This window comes from Variovorax sp. GW821-FHT09B01, assembly GCF_059418345.1.
In genome coordinates, this window is the sequence record NZ_JBWKPQ010000001.1 from 1 (window position 1) to 18,825 (window position 18,825).

The 18,825-nt window shown below is 70.0% G+C and carries 19 protein-coding genes; 14 read left to right on the forward strand and 5 right to left on the reverse strand.

The genetic code is table 11. The features are described from left to right. Positions 1–233: hypothetical protein (locus AC07RV_RS00005; RefSeq protein ID WP_493196310.1), on the forward strand; the 233-nt coding region annotated here is incomplete at its 5' end. Here the strand turns inward: AC07RV_RS00005 and AC07RV_RS00010 are convergent. From AC07RV_RS00010 to AC07RV_RS00020, 3 genes are all read right to left on the reverse strand, one after another. Further along, positions 220–1,275, reverse strand: a complete 1,056-nt coding sequence (locus AC07RV_RS00010; protein WP_296784053.1) for an aldo/keto reductase — start codon at positions 1,273–1,275, stop codon at positions 220–222. The genes AC07RV_RS00005 and AC07RV_RS00010 overlap by 14 nt on opposite strands. A gap of 26 nt (positions 1,276–1,301) precedes the next feature. After that, a complete protein-coding gene (locus tag AC07RV_RS00015) occupies positions 1,302–2,927 on the reverse strand; it encodes an MFS transporter (protein ID WP_296784050.1) in 1,626 nt (541 codons plus the stop codon). 63 nt (positions 2,928–2,990) lie between these two features. Continuing rightward, entirely contained in the window at positions 2,991–3,449 is a 459-nt protein-coding gene (locus AC07RV_RS00020; protein WP_296784047.1) for a MarR family winged helix-turn-helix transcriptional regulator, read from the reverse strand. A 150-nt stretch (positions 3,450–3,599) separates the two neighbouring features. On the opposite strand from AC07RV_RS00020, the gene AC07RV_RS00025 reads away from it, so the two are divergent. Beyond that, positions 3,600–3,842: a hypothetical protein gene (locus AC07RV_RS00025; RefSeq protein ID WP_208513227.1), complete on the forward strand. Its 243-nt coding sequence runs from the start codon at positions 3,600–3,602 to the stop codon at positions 3,840–3,842. Here AC07RV_RS00025 and AC07RV_RS00030 read toward each other — a convergent pair. Next, positions 3,826–4,629 carry a helix-turn-helix domain-containing protein gene (locus AC07RV_RS00030; RefSeq protein WP_296784043.1) on the reverse strand — a complete coding sequence of 268 codons (804 nt, stop codon included), beginning with the start codon at positions 4,627–4,629 and terminating at the stop codon, positions 3,826–3,828. The two genes, AC07RV_RS00025 and AC07RV_RS00030, sit on opposite strands and share 17 nt — an antisense overlap. Positions 4,630–4,774: 145 nt before the next feature. Here AC07RV_RS00030 and AC07RV_RS00035 point away from each other — a divergent pair, with 145 nt between their 5' ends. From AC07RV_RS00035 to AC07RV_RS00055, 5 genes are read left to right on the forward strand one after another with little or no spacing between them, the layout of a single operon-like run. Then, the gene (locus AC07RV_RS00035) at positions 4,775–6,820 is read left to right on the forward strand and encodes an FUSC family protein (protein ID WP_296784040.1); all 2,046 of its coding nucleotides are present in this window, start codon (positions 4,775–4,777) and stop codon (positions 6,818–6,820) included. Further along, positions 6,817–7,023, forward strand: coding sequence for a DUF1656 domain-containing protein (locus AC07RV_RS00040; protein WP_296784038.1), 207 nt, complete (start codon positions 6,817–6,819; stop codon positions 7,021–7,023). The genes AC07RV_RS00035 and AC07RV_RS00040 overlap by 4 nt, the downstream gene beginning before the upstream one ends. A gap of 30 nt (positions 7,024–7,053) precedes the next feature. Further along, on the forward strand, positions 7,054–8,031 hold the full coding sequence (locus tag AC07RV_RS00045) for an HlyD family secretion protein (RefSeq protein ID WP_296784036.1): 978 nt from the start codon (positions 7,054–7,056) through the stop codon (positions 8,029–8,031). Further along, complete coding sequence (locus AC07RV_RS00050) at positions 8,028–9,491, forward strand: efflux transporter outer membrane subunit (RefSeq protein ID WP_296784034.1); 1,464 nt, start codon at positions 8,028–8,030, stop codon at positions 9,489–9,491. Before AC07RV_RS00045 ends, AC07RV_RS00050 begins: the two co-directional genes overlap by 4 nt. Positions 9,492–9,494: 3 nt before the next feature. Continuing rightward, positions 9,495–10,391, forward strand: a complete 897-nt coding sequence (locus AC07RV_RS00055; RefSeq protein ID WP_296784032.1) for a LysR family transcriptional regulator — start codon at positions 9,495–9,497, stop codon at positions 10,389–10,391. A gap of 87 nt (positions 10,392–10,478) precedes the next feature. Here AC07RV_RS00055 and AC07RV_RS00060 read toward each other — a convergent pair whose 3' ends face one another. Next, complete coding sequence (locus tag AC07RV_RS00060; RefSeq protein ID WP_296784029.1) at positions 10,479–11,246, reverse strand: FadR/GntR family transcriptional regulator; 768 nt, start codon at positions 11,244–11,246, stop codon at positions 10,479–10,481. A gap of 223 nt (positions 11,247–11,469) precedes the next feature. Here AC07RV_RS00060 and AC07RV_RS00065 point away from each other — a divergent pair, with 223 nt between their 5' ends. The 7 genes from AC07RV_RS00065 (at position 11,470) to AC07RV_RS00095 (ending at position 18,821) form a co-directional block, all read left to right on the forward strand. Then, positions 11,470–12,435: a Bug family tripartite tricarboxylate transporter substrate binding protein gene (locus AC07RV_RS00065; RefSeq protein ID WP_093349444.1), complete on the forward strand. Its 966-nt coding sequence runs from the start codon at positions 11,470–11,472 to the stop codon at positions 12,433–12,435. Between the two features lie 40 nt (positions 12,436–12,475). Further along, complete coding sequence (locus tag AC07RV_RS00070) at positions 12,476–13,360, forward strand: fumarylacetoacetate hydrolase family protein (protein WP_296784024.1); 885 nt, start codon at positions 12,476–12,478, stop codon at positions 13,358–13,360. A 14-nt stretch (positions 13,361–13,374) separates the two neighbouring features. Further along, entirely contained in the window at positions 13,375–14,352 is a 978-nt protein-coding gene (locus AC07RV_RS00075; protein WP_296784021.1) for a Bug family tripartite tricarboxylate transporter substrate binding protein, read from the forward strand. 25 nt (positions 14,353–14,377) lie between these two features. Beyond that, complete coding sequence (locus AC07RV_RS00080) at positions 14,378–15,352, forward strand: cupin domain-containing protein (protein WP_296784018.1); 975 nt, start codon at positions 14,378–14,380, stop codon at positions 15,350–15,352. 138 nt (positions 15,353–15,490) lie between these two features. Then, positions 15,491–16,939, forward strand: coding sequence for an MmgE/PrpD family protein (locus tag AC07RV_RS00085; protein WP_296784016.1), 1,449 nt, complete (start codon positions 15,491–15,493; stop codon positions 16,937–16,939). 30 nt (positions 16,940–16,969) lie between these two features. Then, positions 16,970–17,971, forward strand: coding sequence for a Bug family tripartite tricarboxylate transporter substrate binding protein (locus AC07RV_RS00090; RefSeq protein ID WP_296784014.1), 1,002 nt, complete (start codon positions 16,970–16,972; stop codon positions 17,969–17,971). Between the two features lie 43 nt (positions 17,972–18,014). Further along, positions 18,015–18,821 (forward strand): SDR family NAD(P)-dependent oxidoreductase, encoded by an 807-nt coding sequence (locus tag AC07RV_RS00095; protein ID WP_209539537.1) that lies wholly within the window; start codon positions 18,015–18,017, stop codon positions 18,819–18,821. Positions 18,822–18,825 lie beyond the last annotated feature (4 nt).

Sequence of the window (18,825 nt, forward strand, 5' to 3'; positions counted from 1 at the left end):
TCCCGAACAGGACAGTGAAACGACTCAGCGCCGATGATAGTGCGGGTTCCCGTGTGAAAGTAGGTCATCGTCAGGCTCTTACAGCCAAAAAAGCCCCAACCAATCGGTTGGGGCTTTTTTATTGGCGAAAGCAAAGCAAAAGCAGAAAACAAAAAGCGCCCCGTCCGCGACAGGGCGCTTTTTTATTGGCAATTCAATTACCGATGCGCGAGAAGCTAATCAGGCAACTTTGAAGGCAGGCAAATCCACCAGGTGAGGCCGGCCGCCCAGCATCCTCGGAAGCGTCTCCGCATTGACCTCGAACGGGACCCCAGGAGCGATCTGGCTGACCTGATCGAGCCGGTCCACCAAGTCCTGCGGTAACGCCAGGTCGAGCGCCAGAAAGTTGTTGTCGAGCTGCTCCACCGTACGCGGCCCGATGATCGTGATGATCGATGTGGTGGACTTCCGCGCCTTGGCGCCGAGCCATGCCAGCGCCACTTCGGCCGGCGATTTCCCGAGCTGCACACCCGCATCGATCACGGCGTCCACGACGGCCGCGTCGCGCTCGGTCTTCTCGGTGCGGATGACCCGGCCCATGCCCTGCAGCCGACCTTGTTCCCCATTGCGGTACTTGCCCGTGAGCAGGCCGCCCCCGAGCGGGGACCACACGGCAGCGGCCAAGCCCAGGGCTTCTGCCATGGGCATCAGTTCCCGGTCGGCGCTGCGTTCGATCAGGCTGTATTCGAACTGCACCCCCACCAGCGGTGACCAGCCACGCAGTTCCGCCAGCAGGTCCGCACGCGCGATGCGCCAGGCCGGGAAGTTCGAGAAGCCGGCGTAGAGGATCTTCCCCGCGCGCACCAGGTCATCGAGCCCTCGCAGAATTTCCTCGGTGGGCGTGACGTTGTCGGAGTGATGGACCCACAGCAGGTCGATGCGGTCCGTCTTGAGCCGTTGCAGGCTCTGCTCGACGGAGTAGACGAGATTCTTGCGGCTGTTGCCGGTCTTGGCCAGCGTCGGATCCTTCGACGCGCCGCCGCTGTACTTCGTCGCCACCACGATGTCGTCGCGGACCGGTGCGATGAGCTCGCCCAGCATGGATTCGGACTGGCCGAACTGGTAGCCATCGGCGGTGTCGAAAAAGTTGCCGCCGGCCTCGAGATAGCGGTCGAACACCCGGCGCGCATCGGCATGCTCGGAGCCGTAGCCCCAGCCCGTGCCGAACAGGGCAACACCGAGTGCGAATTCAGAGACGCGAAGGCCGGACTTGCGGCCGAGAAGACGATAGCGCATGGAATTTCTCCTTCGTTGATGGACGATCACTCACCCGGCGCCACCATGTGCGCTTCTTGCAGGCCGTTCGGCGCATGGACATCGCGGCCGGGCATCAGCAGCCGTGTCAGCACCAGCGCGGCCACGGCCACGCCGGCGGCGGACCACGCGGCGGCGGCGAATCCGGTGCCGAATGCATGTCGCAACGCAGTTGCAGCAGCGGCGGCCGCATCGGTGGGAAGCGCCTGCAATGCGTGCAGCGCTCCCGCCACATCGCCCGCGCTGAAGCGCTTGGCCACATCCCGGGCCAGCGCAGGTGCCGATGGCCACTGCGCAGCCGCGCGCTGGAAATCCGCAGTGGCCATCGCTACCAGCACTGCACCCAATCCGGCCACGCCCGCCAGCAGACCGCTGAAGCGGGTGGTGCCCGCCAGGCCCGAGGCCATGCCCGCGCGCTGCGGCGGGATCGCGCCCTGCATGGCCTTGGCCGTTTCGCCGTTGAGCAGGCCGGCGCCCGTGCCCGCGAGCGCCATCGCACAGGCGAAGGCCAGGTAATTCGAACCGCTGGTGGCCAGCAGCGCCATGGCCGCATTCGCCACGCCGCTCAGTCCCAGGCCCAGGCACAGCAACGCGCGCGGCGTCCACCCGCCCGTGTAGTGGGCCGCGACGCGCGGCACCAGGAACATGGGCAGTGCGAACGGCAGCATCGAGATGCCGGCGCTGGCCGGCGACAAGCCGAAGGCGTTCTGCAAGTACAGCGGCAGGTAGAACAGCATGACCTGCGCCCCCGCCGCGTAGCCCACCATGGCGAAAGCGCTGCCGACGAAGGCCGGCGAGCGCAGCAGCCTGAAGTCGACCATGGGCCGTGCCTGCAGGCCCTCGATCACCACGAAGGCCTCGAGCAGCAGCACGCCGCCGATCAGGCGTCCCAGCACCGCGGGCGAAGTCCAGCCCAGCGCGTTGCCGTCGATGGCGGCCCAGGTCAGCAGGAACAGCGCACCGCTGAAGGTGGCGACGCCGCCATAGTCCAGCCGCACCGCTTCCTTGTCGCGCGACTCTTCCACCACCCGCAGCGTGGCGGCGATCAGCACCACGCCGATCGGCAGGTTGATGAGAAACACCCAATGCCAGCCGATGGTGCTGGAGATCACTCCGCCGAGGATGGGCCCGCAGGTGATGGCGATGCCCAGGCAGGCGCCCCAGAACGCGTAGGCCCGTGCGCGCGCCGGTCCCTGGAAGCTGTGGTTGATCACCGCCAGCGCCGCCGTCAACAGCAGGGCCGCGCCGATCCCCTGGAATGCCCGCGACACATTCAGCACCCAGGCGGCCGGGGCCGTGCCGCAGAACAGCGACGCGCCGACGAAGAGCACCTGCCCCACCACCATGATGCGTCGCCGGCCATACCGGTCGCACAGCGAGCCCGCCGCCATGAGCAGGGCCGCGAAGGGCAGCATGTACGCGGTGATCACCCACTGCATGTCCGCGAACTCGGCATTGAGCGTGTGCGCGATCGTGGGCAGGGCGACCGCCACCACGTTGGTGTCGAGCATCACCAGCGACGACACCATGGAGGCCACCAGCAGAACGGCCTGCTGGCGACGTGGATCCTGCGCAATGGCAGGCGAGGCTGCGGCCCGTTGTGGCGCGGGCGTGGGTGGAAGGCTGGCGGTCATGATTTAGGGGCATATGCCCATATTGGGATCAACGAGAAAAGCGGTGGATGCAAGCCCGAAAAATCAGGAGGCCCGTGAACTCAGCCGTTCGTCCGCGGCAATGTCCAGCAAGGTGATGCGCAAGATCGCTGCCTCCGCTTCGCCGAACACCTCGCAGAAGCGGTCCTGCGCGCGTTGCCACAGCGGCTGCGCGCGAGCGACGAGTGCCTGGCCCTTGCGGGTCAGCACGACCTGGCGCTGGCGCCGATCCGACTCGCCATGCTGCAGCGCCAGCAGGCCATCGCGTTCCAAAGGGCGCAAGGTGTGACCCAGGGCGGAGCGATCCATCACCAGGGCATCGGCCAGCACCTGAAGGGTGGGCGCCTCGCTGGCACGCCGGCTCAGTTCCATCAGGATCGAGTACTGGGTGGAACGCAGTCCCACGGGTGCCAGCGTTTCGTCATAGAGCTGCGTGACGCGACGCGTGGCCTTGCGCAGCGCGGTGCTGCAGCACATGCCGTGGTGGTGATGGGCGGAGGTCATGCGCAATTATGGGTATATGCCCATAAACCGCGAGGGCGGTAGTGTTTACCGCGTGGCGCTGCTGCTTCGCCGTGAGCGCCTTGCGGTTGACGCTGCCGGCAACCACCCCGTGCCGAGCCCGTTACGGCTCAGCGATGCACCCTGCTGTCGGTGATCACCAAGGACGGGCTCAAGCTCATCCAGGAACTGCAGGACAGCGTGCGCCACGCGCAGGAGCTGCTGATGGAGCCGCTGTCCGCGGAGGACCAGCAGGTCTTCATGGGCCTGCTGACGCGGCTGGTCGAAGCGCACGAGCTGCGCGATGTTGCGGCGCGGCCCGAGGCCTCGACCGCCGTCGATGGCGAGCCGCCCTCCACGCGCCGCCGCCCGCGCGCGGTCAAGCGCCCACTTTGAAGCGCTCGGCGATGTAGGTGGCCGGCGGCTTGCCGAAGGCCTTCTTGAACATCGTGATGAAGGCGGACGGCGACTCGTAGCCCAGGCCATAGGCCACCTGCTGCACGGTCGCGCCGCCCGAGAGTTCGCGAAGCGCCACGATCATGTGCAGCTGGCGCCGCCAGCGGCCGAAGCTCAGGCCGGTCTGTGCCGTGCACAGGCGGGTCAGGGTGCGTTCGCTGGTGCCGGTCTCGGCGGCCCAGTCCTGCAGGGTCCGGCGGTCCGAGGGGTCGAGCGTGATGGCGCGAGAAATCTTGCGAAGCCGCGCGTCCTGCGGCATCGGCAACGAGAAGTCCTCGTTCGGCATCGCGGCCAGCTGATCGAGCAGCACATGCGCGAGCCGGTCGGTCGCGCTGCCGGGCTCGTAGGTCGGCGGCAGGCCGGCCAGGTGCTGGATCATTTCGCTCAGCATCGTGCTGATGGCCAGGGTGCAGCACTTCGTCGGCAAGGCGCCCGTGCCCGGCGCCACGAACAGATAGAAGATCAGCGCGTTCGCCGTGCCGTGGTTACTGTGCGGCGTGCCGCCCGGAATCCACACGCCCGCCTGCGGCGGCACCATCCACAGCGCGCCCGGCACTTCACACGACACGGCGCCGCGCAGCGCGATGACCAGCTGCCCCATCTGGTGCTGGTGGACCGGGATCTCGCGCGCACGCGCCTCGACGTCCACGCGCAGCGCCATGACGGGCACGGTGAGCTGGTGGTCCAGGCCTTCGGGGACGACCTCGGGGCGTTGCATGGTCTCCATGGGCGTTGCTGCGAGCCGGCCATTCTCGCCGCGTCGAGCGAAGGCTCCGGACGGAAGGGGCGCACGCCATGCCGTGGCCGAAAAGAGAAATCGTTCGGCCAGGAATGCAATTTCCGGCAAAGGCACCGCTGCCTAGCATCGATGCATGCAAAGGATTCGCTTCTCTCGCCCCGAGATGCTCTTCTCGCTCAAGAGCTTCGCGGGCGCCATGCTCGCGCTGTACCTGGCCAGCAGCGCCGGCCTGCCGCGGCCCTTCTGGGCCTTCATGACCGCGTACATCGTGGCGCATCCGCTCGCGGGCAACGTGCGCTCGAAGGCGCTCTATCGCTTCATGGGCACCCTGCTCGGCTGCGCGGCCACCGTGGTGCTGATCCCGTCACTGTCGGCCGCGCCCGAGCTGCTGACGCTGGCGCTCGCGCTGTGGACCGGGCTGTGCCTCTACCTCTCGCTGCTGGACCGCAGCGCGCGCTCCTATGTCTTCCTGCTGGCGGGCTACTCGGCCGCGCTCATCGGCTTCCCGCTCGTGGAGGCGCCCGCGACCATGTTCGACACCGCCGTGGCGCGCGTGCAGGAAATCGGGCTGGGCATCCTGTGCGCCAGCCTGGTCCACAGCCTCGTGCTGCCGGCCAGCCTCGCGCCATCGCTGCTGGCCCTGATCGACCGCGCACTCGGCGACGCGCGCCGCTGGATGAGCGACCTGCTCGGCGACGGGCTCGCCCGCGCGGATGGCGCGCGCATGGCCGCGGACCGCCAGCGGCTGGCGCTGGACATCACGCAGCTGCGCCTGCTGTCGACCCATGTGCCCTTCGACACCGGCAACCTGCGCTGGACCGCGGGCGCCATCCGCGCCATGCAGGACCGCCTCTCGGCGCTCACGCCCACGCTGTCGGCGATCGAGGACCGGCTCGAGGCGCTGAAGGTCGCCGAGGGCGAGGTGCCGCGGGACATCGTCTCGGCCTTCGGGCGCCACATGGGCTGGACGGCGCCCCAAGGAGCGAACCTGTCGGCCGCGGCCATCGACGAAACGCGCGCCGCATTTCGCGCGCTGGCCGATGGGCCGGCGTCGTCACCCTGGATCCGCGCACTGCGCATCGACCTCTCCGTGCGCCTCGAGGAACTGGTGCGCGAGTGGCAGGCCTGCATTGGACTGCGCACCGACATCGACGCCGGCCTCGCGGGCAGCGCGATGCCACGACAGCGTGCCGCGGCGCTCGGTCAGAAGGTGCTGCATCGCGACCGTGGCCTGGCGCTGCGCTCGGCCGCGACGGCCGTGCTGGCCACCTGCGCATGCTGCGCGGTCTGGATCGCCACGGCATGGCCCTCGGGGTCGGCCGCGGCGATGTCGGCCGCCGTCCTCTGCAGCTTCTTCGCGACGATGGACGATCCGGTGCCCGCCATGCACAAGTTCGTCGTCGCCTTGCTGTGGTCGTTGCCGGTGTCGGTGTTCTGTGTGCTGGTCGTGATGCCGCTGGCGCGCGACTTCGGCATGCTGGCGCTGTGCATCGCGCCGTTCTTTTTGCTCGTCGGCTGCTACATCGCGCGGCCCGCCAGTTCGCTCGCGGCACTGGGCATGTTCTTCGGCGTGGCCGGCACGCTCGCCTTGCAGGACACCGCCAACGCGGACCTGCCGAGCCTTCTCAATTCGAACCTCGCGCTGATCCTGGGGGCCGTGGCCGCGGCGCGCATCACCGCGCTGGTGCGCAGCGTGGGCAGCGACTGGAGCGCCCGGCGCATACGGCGCGCGACCTCGCTCGATCTGGCCGAGTTGGCGGCCAATCCGCAAGACGCATTCGCGCGCGACGCCTATGCGGGTCGGATGCTGGACCGCATCGCGTTGCTCGCGCCGCGCACGGCACTGGGCGCGGGTGAGGAAGCCCGGGCCGACGCGCGGCTCGCGCTGCGCGACCTGCGCATGGGCGCCGACATCGCGTCCCTGCAACAGTGGCGCCGCTGCCTCCCCGCCGAAGCCGTCGGCCGCCTGCTCGCGGACTCGGCCCGGGTCTTTCGCGCCCAGGCCGCGGGGGCGCCACGGCGCGATGAACCGCTGCTGCCGCAGATAGACCGCCTGCTGCTCGGCGCACTGCATGGCGATGCCGCGCAGCCTGACGGCACAGCCATCGCCGCCATCGCCGCGCTCGTGGGCCTTCGACGCAACCTCTTTCCAGCGGCCCAGGGCGCGCTCCAACCATGATCGAAACGAGTTTCCACGGCGTGTACCTGCCGGGGCTGATGCTGCTGGCCGGCGGCGCGCTGGCATGTTCCTGGGCGCTGCGCCGCCTGCTGTCGCTGGCCGGCGTCTACCGCTGGGTATGGCATCCGGCCCTGTTCGACCTGGCGGTGTACGTGCTGCTGCTCTTCGCCCTGGCCCGTTTCACCGGTGCCTTCGCCACCTGATCTCCGCGCTTCGCATTGCATTCCTTCTCCATGAAACCTGACGCCATTCCCTTTCCCGCCTGGGCCCGCCGCGGCATCCGGCTGCTCGTCACCCTGGCGGCCGTCGCGGCCGCCTGCTGGGCCGCCTGGCAACTGTGGGACCACTACGAGCTGGCTCCCTGGACCCGCAACGGACGCGTGCGGGCCGAGGTCGTGCAGGTCGCGCCCGACGTGTCCGGCCTGGTGACCGATGTCGCGGTGCGCGACAACCAGTTCGTCGCCGCCGGCGCGCCGCTGTTCTCGCTGGACAAGGCCCGGTTCGAACTGGCCGTGCAGCAGGCCGAGGCGGCCGTCGCCGCGCAGGCCGTCGCGCTCGACAACCAGCGCATCCTCATCGCGCAGGCTCAGCGCGAGAACAACCGCAACGCGGGCCTGGGCGAGCTGGTCTCGCAGGAGCTGCGCGAGCAGTCGCGCGTGCGGCTGGACCAGGCGAACGGCACGCTGCGCGCGGCCGAAGTGGCGTTGCGGCAGGCGCAGGTCGCGCTGGACACCGCGCGGCTGAACCTGCGCCGCACGCAGGTGCATGCCCCCGCCGACGGCCTCGTGACCAACCTCGACCTGCGGCAAGGCGCCTATGCGAGCGCCGGCCATCCGGTGATGGCGCTGGTGGATGCGGGGTCGGTCTACGTCGAGGGCTATTTCGAGGAGAACAAGCTGCCTCGCATCCACCTGGGCGACCGCGTGCGCGTGACGCCCATGGACGCCGGCGCGCTCGAAGGCACCGTGGAGAGCATCGCGGCCGGCATCGCCGATCGCGATCGCAGCACCGGCGCCAACCTGCTTCCCAGCGTGAACCCGACCTTCAACTGGGTGCGGCTCGCGCAGCGCGTGCCCGTGCGCGTGAAGCTGGACGCGATACCGGTGGGCACGCGGTTGGTGACGGGCCAGACGGTCACGGTGCAGGTGCTCGGGGCGCCGGCGGCGCCGGAGACGGCAGCCGCGTCGCGTCGCTCGGAGCTTCCTGGATGAGCCGCCTTCATCGACTTCTGGCAGTCGCCGCGGCGGGTGTGTTGCTGGCCGGTTGTGCCCACTCGCCCGTCGGCCCCGACTATGTGGCGCCGGCCGCGCTCTCGACCGCGCAGGCGGCCTCCGCGGGACCTTTCCTGTCGGCCGAAGGCAACGCGGCGGACGCGCCCCTGCCGTCGAACTGGTGGCATCTCTACCAGGACCCGCAGCTGGACGCGCTGGTCGCCCGAGCCTTCGCGCACAACGCCGACCTGCGGCAGGCCATCGCCAATTTCGAGCGCGACCAGGCGCTCGAGGCCGAGGTGCGCGGGCCGGAGCGCCCGACGCTGGCCCTGAGCGGCGGCCCCGGCTTCGGCCATGTCTCGGGGCTCACGCTCGTGCAGAAGGACTACGAACCGCCGAGCCGCTTCACCTATGGCGCGAGCGCGACCCTGTCCTACCAGCTCGACCTGTTCGGCCAATTGCGCCGCGCCATCGAGGCTGCCGAGGCCGGCAGCGGCGCGGCGCAGGCCGCTGTCGACCTGGTGCGCGTCAACGTCGCCGGCGGCACCGCCAGGGCCTATGCCGAGGCCTGCGCCACCGGCTTGCGTTTGCGCAGCGCCCATGAGTCGGTGCGGCTGCAGGAGGAGGCCGTGCAGCTCGCGCAGCGGCTGCAGCAGGCCGGCAGGGTGGGGCCCATCGACACCGCGCGCGCACGCGGCCAGCTCGAGCTGCTGCGTGCCTCGCTGCCGCCGCTGCAGGCGCAACGCCAGAACGCGCTGTACCGCCTGGCCACGCTCACGGGCGAGGCTCCGCGCGACTTTCCGGCCCAGGTGGCCGCATGCGACAGCCCGCCACGCGTGGCCGGCCCGCTGCCCGTGGGCGATGGTGCAACCCTGTTGCGTCGCCGGCCCGACGTGCGCCAGGCCGAGCGCAACCTGGCGGCCGCCACCGCCCGCATCGGCGTGGCGACGGCGGAGCTCTACCCCAAGGTCGTGCTGGGCCTGTCGGCCAGCTCGGCGGGCTTCATGGACCGGTTCGGCAACCGCGAGTCGTTCAGCTACAGCCTGGGCCCGCTGATCAGCTGGACGCTGCCCACCAACGGCGTGGCCCGCGCGCGCATCGCGCAGGCCGAGGCCGCCACGCGGCAGGCGGCCGCCCGCTTCGATGCCACCGTGCTCACGGCGCTACGCGAGGTCGAGACCGCGCTCGAGTCCTATGCGCGCGAACTGAACCGGCATGCCGCGCTCGCGGCCGCGCGCGACCAGAGTGCCGTGGTCGCGGCGCAGGCACGCGCGCTCTACGTCAACGGCAAGACCGCGCAACTCGATGCGCTCGACGCCATGCGCACGCTGGCCGCCAGCGAGGCCGCGCTGGCGGCATCGGAGGCCCAGCTCGCGGACGGCCAGTTCGCCGTGTTCATGGCGCTCGGCGGCGGCTGGGAAGGCGAAGGACAGGACCGGCTCGCGAAGGTGGCGCCCTAGGCCATGGAGGACCTGCAGCAGCTCAAGGTTTTCGGCGAGGTCGTCGCCCGCAAGAGCTTCACGCGCGCGGCCGTCGCAATGGGCATCTCGAAGGCCAGCGTCACCAAGATCGTGGCCCAGCTCGAGAAGGGCGTGGGCGTGCGGCTGCTGAACCGCTCGACGCGTTCGGTCACACCGACCGACGCCGGGCAGACCCTCGCGCGTCGGCTGGTGCCGCTGTTCGGCCTGCTGCAGGAGCTGAGCACGGAGTTGTCGGACTTCGCGGCGCATCCGCGCGGGCGGCTGCGGGTCGCGGCGCCGCATGGCCTGTCGCTGAGCCAGCTGGGCTGGCAGATCGAGGACTTCATCGCCGACCACCCCGACGTGCACGTGAGCATCCACCTGAGCAATCGCGACGACGACCTGGTGATGGGCGGCATCGATGTCGCCTTGCGCATCGGGCCCATCGAGGCCCGCGACGTCGTGGTGCGCAAGTTGCGGCCGGTGCCGTTGGTGCTCTGCGCGTCGCCGCGCTACTGGGCGCGCCGGGGCATGCCGTCGAAGCCCGAGGACCTGGCCCGGCACGACGTGCTGACCTACTCGCTGTGGGACGCCTCACCCCGGCTGCCCTTCCTGGTCGATGGCAAGACCCACTACGTGCCCGTGCGCAGCCGCCTCGATGCGGACGATGCCGCGCCGCTGATCGCGCTGGCGGTGAAGGGGCTCGGCGTCACCTGCGTGCCCGAGGTGCTGGCGCGCGCGCACCTGGGGTCGGGTGCCTTGGTGCCCGTGCTGAAGGATGCGATGCCGCAGACGATCTGGCTCTATGCGACCTACGCACACCGCGACCACAAGAGTGCGGCGCTGCGGGCGTTCCTCGACTTCCTGACGTCGAGCGCCGGAACGGTCCCTTCGCATTGAAGGACGTCGAGGCGCGCCGCATCGGCGTGCGTGCTCCCACCGGATCTGAACGCCTGGCTCGGTCTTCACGGCGTCGCGCGCCGCGGCTCAGCCCTCGGCCGCCGGCTTCTCCAGCAGCCGGTTGAGCCGCTCCAGATGGGCGCGCATTTCCTTCACCGCGCCCTCCGCATCGCGCGCGCGCATCAGCCGCAGCACGTTGCGGCGCACGCCGATCACGTCGCTGCGCGGCACCGGGCTGGCTTTCGCGAGCAGCGCACGCGTGAGCTCCGACAGCGACTCCACCAGCATGACCATCACCTGGTTGTGCGTGGCCTGCGCGAGGATCCGGTAGAACTCGGTGATGTAGGCATTGCGCCGCGAGAAGTCGCCGCGCAGGGTGAGCTCCTCCGCGCGGTCGATGTCCTGCTCGATGGCCTGGAAGTCCTCCTCGGTCGCGCGCTCGCAGGCGAGGTGGATCGCCTGCTCGGTCAGGATGATGCGCATCTCGGTCACGCTGTGCGAGGGAATCTGGCCGAGCATCACCATGTCGCCGACCGCCTGGGTCACGGTGCTCGAGTCGCGCTTGCGGATGAACGCGCCGCCGCCCATGCCCTGCTGGCACTGGACGATGCCCGCGTTCTCCAGGCTGCGCATGGCCTCGCGCACGGCCGTGCGGCTCACGCCGAGCTGCTCGGCGAACTCGCGCTCGGGCGGCAGCCGGTCACCGGGCTTGAGCGTGCCCAGCGCCACCTCGCGCCGGATCTGCTCGCAAACCGCCTCGAAGGCGCGCTTGGCCTTGATCGGCTGGAAACTCGGTCCGGAACGGCCAGCCGTGCCGGCCTCGGCGTTCTCGATGTCGGTCTGTTCGGCAGTCATGCGGCGCCTCCTCTTTTTTGCAGTTCGGACAAAGGTTATACCTTATGTCCTTGTCTCGATAGAGGGGTGTTGCTGCAGGGATTTTCAACCTGCGCCATGCATATTCATTAAAGGTCGGACCTTAGCACCTACTGTTAAAGCGCGCTCGACGGTATCGGGGTTTGTCTCATGTATAAGGTATGACCTTATTAGCTATCGTACCTTCCAAGATGAAGGAGACACGATGAGTACCGCTGGACGTCACCTGGTGGGATGGGCCCTGTCCCTCGCCGCGGGCATGGCATGCGCCGCCTACCCGGACAAGCCGATCACGCTCGTCGTGCCCTATTCCCCGGGCGGCATGGGCAGCACCTTCGGCAACCTGATGAGCGAGGCGCTGAGCCCCGCGCTGGGGCAGCGCGTGGTGGTCGACTACCGGCCCGGTGCCAACGGCGGGCTCGGCGCGGCCCTGGTCGCCAAGGCGCCGGCCGACGGCTACACGCTGCTGATGGCGGTCAACAGCACGATGGCGATCAACCCGGCCATCTACCCCAAGCTGCAGTACGACCCGATCAAGGACTTCTCGCCGGTGGCCATGGTCTACACCTCGGCCAACGTGCTGATGGTCAATGCCAAGAGCCCGTACCGCAGCGTGGCCGACCTGGTGAGCTACGCCAAGGCCAACCCGGGCAAGCTCAACTACGGCTCCTCGGGCAACGGCGCGACGCCGCACCTGTCGGGCGAGATGTTCCGGCGCATGGCCGGCATCTCGATCAATCACGTGCCCTACAAGGGCATCGGGCCGGCCATCGTCGACCTGATCGGCGGGCAGATCGAGCTGGTGTTCAGCGACACCTCCGCGATGACGCAGGTGACGGGCGGCAACCTGCGCGCGCTGGCCGTCACCGGCCCGAGCCGACTGGGCATGGCGCCGAACCTCCCGACGATGCAGGAGCAGGGATTCCCGGGCTTCTCGATCCGCTCCTGGTACAGCATCGCCGCGCCGGCGGGCACGCCCAAAGCGGTGGTCGAACGGCTTAACGCCGAGATCGCGAAGGTGGTGCGCTCGCCCGAGATGCGCCAGCGCATGAAGGACATCGGCGTCGACCCGGCCGAGGACACCTCGGTGCACTACCTCGACGCCACCACCCGCGCCGACCTGGCGATGTGGAAGAAGTTCGTGACCGAGGCGGACATCAAGCTCGACTGAGCCCCGCCCCGCCCCTCCGAGACCTGAAAGGAAAAGCCAAGTGAAGATTGCCGTGTTCGATGACGACCGCGTGGGCCTCGTCGAGGAAGACCTGATCTACGACGTGACCGCGGCCGTGCCCGATGCCGGGCCCGAGTTCCCGCGCGTCTACATGTCGCGGCTGATCGCGCAATGGGACAGGCGAAAGGCCGACATCGAGAAGGCACGCCGCGAGGCGCGGCCGCGCCCCCTGTCCGAGGTGATGCTGCGCGCGCCCAACCCCTTCCCGCTGCACGTGGTGGCGGCGCCGGTCAACTACCGCAAGCACATCGGCGAGATCGGCGCGCGCTCGGTCAGCGGCGGCGCCTCGGCGGTCGAGCGCGGCTTCTTCCTGAAGGCCTCCTCGTCGGTGATCGGCGCCGGCGAGGCGATCCGCCTGCCGCGCGGCTCGACGCGCCGCTTCGACCACGAATCCGAACTCGCCGTGGTGATCGGCAGGCAGGCGCGCAACGTGCCGCGCGAGCAGGCCCTCTCGCACGTGTTCGGCTACTGCTGCCTGATCGACGTGACCCTGCGCATCGAGCCCGGCCGGTTCGAGGAGGAGCGCGTCGCGCGCAAGTCCTTCGACACCTTCACGCCCGTGGGCCCGTACATCGTGACGGCCGACGAGATCGGCGATCCCGGCGACCTCGCGAACCGCCTGTGGGTCAACGACGAGCTGCGCCAGGATTCGCGCACCAGCGCGCTGATCCTCGACGTGCCCGGACTCATCGAGTGGGCCTCCTCGGTCATGACGCTGCAGCCCGGCGACATCATCGCCACCGGAACGCCCGAGGGCGTGGGCCAGTTCTCGCCCGGCGACCGTGTGCGCATGGAGATCGAGCGCGTGGGCTCGATGACCCTGCCGGTCGTCGAGGACGAGGACTTCGCGCCGCGGCGCTTCTGAAGACAGGGATGGCGATGCGAACCCTGCGTCTTCTGGCCTGCGCGCTCGCGCTGCTCGGCGGCGGCGCCACCGCCGTGCACGCGCAGCAGGACTATCCGTCCCGGCCGGTACGCATCATCGTGCCGTTCCCGGCCGGCGGCGGCGTCGACGTGCTGATCCGGTCGGTCGCGGCCGAACTGTCGAAGCGCTGGGGCCAGGCCGTGGTCATCGACAACCGCGGCGGCGCCGGCTCGCTGATCGGCGCGGAGGCGGTGGCGCGTTCGGCGCCCGACGGCTACACGTTGATGGCGACCATCAACCAGACGCTGACCTCGAACCGCTTCCTCTACAAGTCGCTGCCCTACGACCCCGACAAGAGCTTCGCGCCGGTCGCGCTGATGACCACCAGCGACCAGTTCCTGATCGCCAACCCCTCGGTGCCGGCAAAGGACCTGCGCGAACTCGTCGCGGCGGTGCGCGCCCAACCCGGCACGCTGGCCTACGGCTCGTTCGGCAACGGCAGCCAGCCGCACCTGGTCTACGAACTGCTCAAGGCCAAGGCCTCGCTCGACATCACCCATGTGCCCTACAAGGGCGTGGCGCCGGTCATGACGGGGCTGGTCGGTGGCGAGATCCAGCTGGCCACGGGCAGCGCGAGCGTCGCGGGCGAACTGCTCAAGGCCGGAAAGATCAAGCCGCTGGCGGTGGCCGGCGCCAGGCGCTCCACGCTCTTCCCCGATGTGCCGACCACGGCCGAGCAGGGCTATCCGCAGCTGCGCGCCGCCGTCTGGTATGCGCTGGTCGCGCCGGCCGGCACGCCCGAGGCGGTGATCGAGCGCATCGCCGCCGACGTCAAGGCGATCCTCGGCGAGCCGGAGTTCGCACGCAAGTACGCCACCGCGCGCGGCCTCGAGGTCAACGCCGGCGGGCCGGCCGAACTGCGCCAGGCCATCCGCGACGACGTGGCCGTCACGCGCGAGATGGTGCAGGCCGCGGGCGTGAAGCCCGAGTGAAGAAGACAACGCAAGGCCCACCGCCATGAACACCACCGCCACCGCCCGACCCGATTTCGACAGCGCGAGCGATCTCGCGCAGTTGCACCGCATGCTCGAGGACATCCAGGTGAAGAACGGCTGGAACAAGCCGACGCCCTCGCTCTATCCGCAGCCCAAGCAGCACTACATGCCCGCGCACTGGCAGTACGCCGACGCGCGCGCCGCGCTGCACGCGGCCGGCCGTCTCGTGGGCACCGAATGGGCCGAGCGGCGCAACCTGATCCTGGCCAACCCGATCCCCGGCAACGACTACCCGACCGTGACCACGCTGGTGGCGGCCTACCAGATGGTCAAGGGCGGCGAGGCCGCGCGCAGCCATCGCCACACGCCCAACGCCATGCGCGTGGTGGTCGAGGCCGCGCCCGGCACCTTCACCATCGTCGATGGCACGGATGTGCCGATGGAGCCCGGCGACGTGCTGCTCACGCCCAACTGGAGCTTCCACGGGCACGACAACCGCAGCGAGGTCGATGCCTACTGGATCGACATCCTCGACGCGCCGCTGGTGCAGCTGCTCGGCCCGATGTTCTTCGAGCACCACCCCGACAAGGTCGAGAAGGCCGAGCGCGTCGATCCCGCGAGCCCGATGCGCTTCGCGCTGCGCGACTACAAGCCGCGGCTGCTGGACGTGCCCGAGATCGCGCCGGGCGTGCGCACGCTCGAACTCGGACCGCCGACGCTCGACACCTTCGACCGCGTGGCGGTGGCGCTTTCGGCCGGCCGCGAGTGGCAGGTCGCGCAGAGCACCGCGAACCAGATCTTCATCGTGGTCGAGGGCGAGGGCAGTTCGCGCATCGGCGAGCACGGCTTCGAATGGCGGCGCGGCGACGTGATCGCGGCGCCGGCCTGGCTCGCGCAGCGGCACCGCGCCACGCGCGACGCGATCCTGGTGCGCATGTCCGATGCCCCGGTGATGCGCGCCTTCCGCTGGTTGCGCTCGGGGACGCTCCCTCCGTGAGCCACGGCCATGCACCGATGAACTGAGGCGGGCCGGCAAGCGCCGGCCGCCTACCTTCCGTTTCGCTCTCCATGCCAGGCCCCCGTGCCGGCAGGAGCTGGTTCGCCCCTTCCACCCACGCAGCCTCCATTCGCCACCATGGACACCACCACCCGCCGACTCGCGACCTTCGCCATCGAGACCCGCCACGAGGACATTCCCGAGGCGGTGCGCCGCAGCGCCAAGCTGCTGCTGCTGGACACGCTGGGCTGCGCCATCGGCGCGGTCGGCACCGATCCCGGCCTGGCGGTGCGGCGCATGGTGCAGCGCAACGGCATCGGCGGACCGGCCAGCGTGCTCGGCACGGGCCAGAAGACCTCGGTCGCCACCGCCGCCTGGGCCAACGGGCGGCTCGGGAACATCCTCGACATCGACGAGTGCTACAAGGTCCAGGGCCACCATGCGCAGGCCAGCCTCGGCGCGGCGCTCGCGCTCTCGGAGGAGCAGGGCGGCAATGGCGCCGACCTGCTGGCCGCCTTCATGCTGGGCTTCGAGGTGGGCGTGCGGCTGGGCAACTTCCTGAGCCCGCGCGTGACCGTCGACGAGCAGGGCCGCACCAAGGGCTGGACCGGGCTGGTCGGCCCGGGGCAGGGCGTGCATGCGGCCTGCACCGCGGCCTCGCGCCTGATCGGCGCCACGCCCGCGGAGCTCGCCGATGCCTTCGGCAACTGCGCCCAGTACATGGTGGGCCGCGACTGGTCGCGCCAGTGGGGGCGCGACACCGACCTGGGCACCTTCAAGTACGCCGACACCGGCTGGAACGCGCAGGGCGGGCTGATGGCCGCCTGGCATGCGCGCGAAGGCATCCGCGGCATCCGCGACATTTTCGACACCGACAGCTACGCGCAGGTGTTCCAGGGCGTGATCCTCGATCCCGGCGCGATGCTCGCGAAGCTGGGCAGCGAGTGGTATCTGCCCGGCACCTCGATCAAGTTCTGGCCCTGCTGCCGCTGGATCCACTACGCGCTGACCGCCTTCGACCAGCTGCTGCGCCGCCATGCGCTGCGCGCCGAGGAGATCGAATCGATCGAGCTGCGCTCGTTCCCGATGATCCCGTACCCGCGCTTCGCCGACGATGGCGATCCGCCGAACCTCGTGGCCGCCACCTTCAGCTTCCCACATGCGGCCGCGATGGTGGCGCTCGGCGTGCCGGCCGGCCCCGAATGGTTCAGCGACCAGAACATGCGCGGCGAGGCGGCACGCGCGATGCGCCGCAAGGTGCGTCTGGCCAACGAGCCCAAGGGCTACGACCCCGCGACCTGGGGCCTGGAACAGCAGGTGCTCAAGGTGCCGTCGCGCGCCGTGGTGCGCGCGCGCGGCCGCGAGTTCGAGCTGGAGAGCGACTTCGCGCTCGGCGACAGCTGGGAGGGCGCGCCGCGCTACGGCGAGCAGGACGTGGTCGACAAGTTCCGCCGCATGGCGCGCACGCTCGCGCCGATGTCCAGCCGCTGGGACGCTCGCATCGACGAGGCGGTCGACATGGTGATGGCGCTCGAGTCGCTGGGCGACGTGCGCGCACTGACCCGCGCGCTCGATCCGGCCTGCTGAGGCCTTCCCCATCCATCCCCAGGAGCCGACATGAGTCCCATCGTCCGACCCTTCCTTCCCCGCATCGCCTCGCGCGTATTGTGCGCGGCCATGGCGCTGGGCGCCGTGCTCGCGCCGCTCACGCAGCCGGCGCGCGCGGCCGATGCCTTCCCGAGCAAGCCGATCCGCATCGTGGTGCCGTTCCCGCCGGGCGGCCTGACCGACGTGAGCGCGCGCCGCATCGGGCAGCTCGTGGCCGACGACCTGGGCCAGCCGGTGGTGGTGGAGAACCGGCCCGGCGCCAACGGCCTGATCGGCACCGCGCAGGTGCTGCGCGCGCCGGCCGACGGCTACACGCTGGTGGCCGTCACCACCAGCGTGGTGCTGATCAGCCCGCTGCTGACCAAGGCGCCCTTCGATCCGCTCAAGGACATCGCCTACGTGCTCAACTACGCGGGGCCCTCGCATGCACTGGTGGTCAAGGCCGACTCGAAGTACCGCACGCTCGACGACCTGATCGAGGATGCGCGCGCGCGTCCCGGCGAGTTGAGCTTCGGCACGGTCGGCACTTCCGACACCGCCTACTTCGGCGCCAAGGCCCTCGAGCGCGCCAAGGGCGTGCGCTTCAACCACATTCCCTACCAGGGCGCCAACCAGAGCCTGATGGCGGTGGTGTCGGGCGAGACCACCTTCGCGCCGACCTCCAACTACGCCGAGATGGTCAAGGCCGGCAAGCTGCGCGCGCTCGCGCTGCTCGACCGCCAGCGCATGCCCTCGATGCCGCAGGTGCAGACCTTCACCGAGCTCGGCGTGGACTGGCAATTTCCCTGGATCACCGGCCTCGCGGTCTCCGCGCAGACGCCCGAGCCCATCCGCAAGACGCTGGAGACCGCCTTCCTCAAGGCCGCGCGCAGCCCGGCCTTCGGCAGCCTGCTCGAGCAGATGCAGGTGCCGCTCTACGTGCTCGACGGCGAGGCCATGAAGAAGGACCTGGCCGCCAAGATCCCGCAGTACCGCCGCATCGCCGACGAATACGGCCTGGTCCAGCAGTGAGGCGTCCGCCGCCTTGCCCCATCCACCCAACGAGGACCCCTTCATGAAACTCCAGGACCAGGTCGCCATCGTCACCGGCGCCGCGCGCGGCATCGGCCGCGGCTTCGCGCTGCGCCTCGCCCGGCTCGGCTGCCACGTGGTGGTGGCCGACGTCGACCTCGACGCGGCGCGCCGCTTCGACGAGCAACTCAGCGCGGCCAGCGTGAGCGACGAGATCGTCGCGCTGGGCCGCCGCAGCATCGGCGTGCAGGGCGACCTGCGCCAGCGCGCGGCCGCCGACGCGCTGGTGGCGCGCGCCATCGAGGCCTTCGGCCGCGTCGACATCCTCGTCAACAACGCGGGCGGTGCCTTCGCGCCGATCGAAGCCAGCCGCGCCTCGCAGATGAGCGACCGCGACATGGCCGACATGTTCGACGTCAACCTCATGACCACCGTGTACTGCAGCCAGGCCGTGCTGCCGCACATGCGCGCACGGCGCAGCGGCAACATCATCAACGTGGGCTCGACGCTGGGGCTCGACGCCGCGCACCGCGCCGGCGCCTATGCGCACTACGGCATGGCCAAGACCGGCGTGGTGCAGTTCACCCGCTTCCTCGCGGCCGAGGTCGGCCCCGACGGTATCCGCGTCAACTGCATCGCGCCCGGCTCCACGGCCACCGCGCGCGTCGCGAGCCAGGCCCGGGCGCGCGGCATGGTGGGCGATGCCGACCTGCCGAAGATCCCGCTGCGCCGCCTCGCCACCGTCGAGGACATGGCGGGGCCGCTCGAGTTCCTCGCGACCGATCTTTCCTCCTACGTGACCGGCCAGTGCATCTCGGTCTGCGGCGGCAAGGTGCTCACGCCGTCGTGACCTC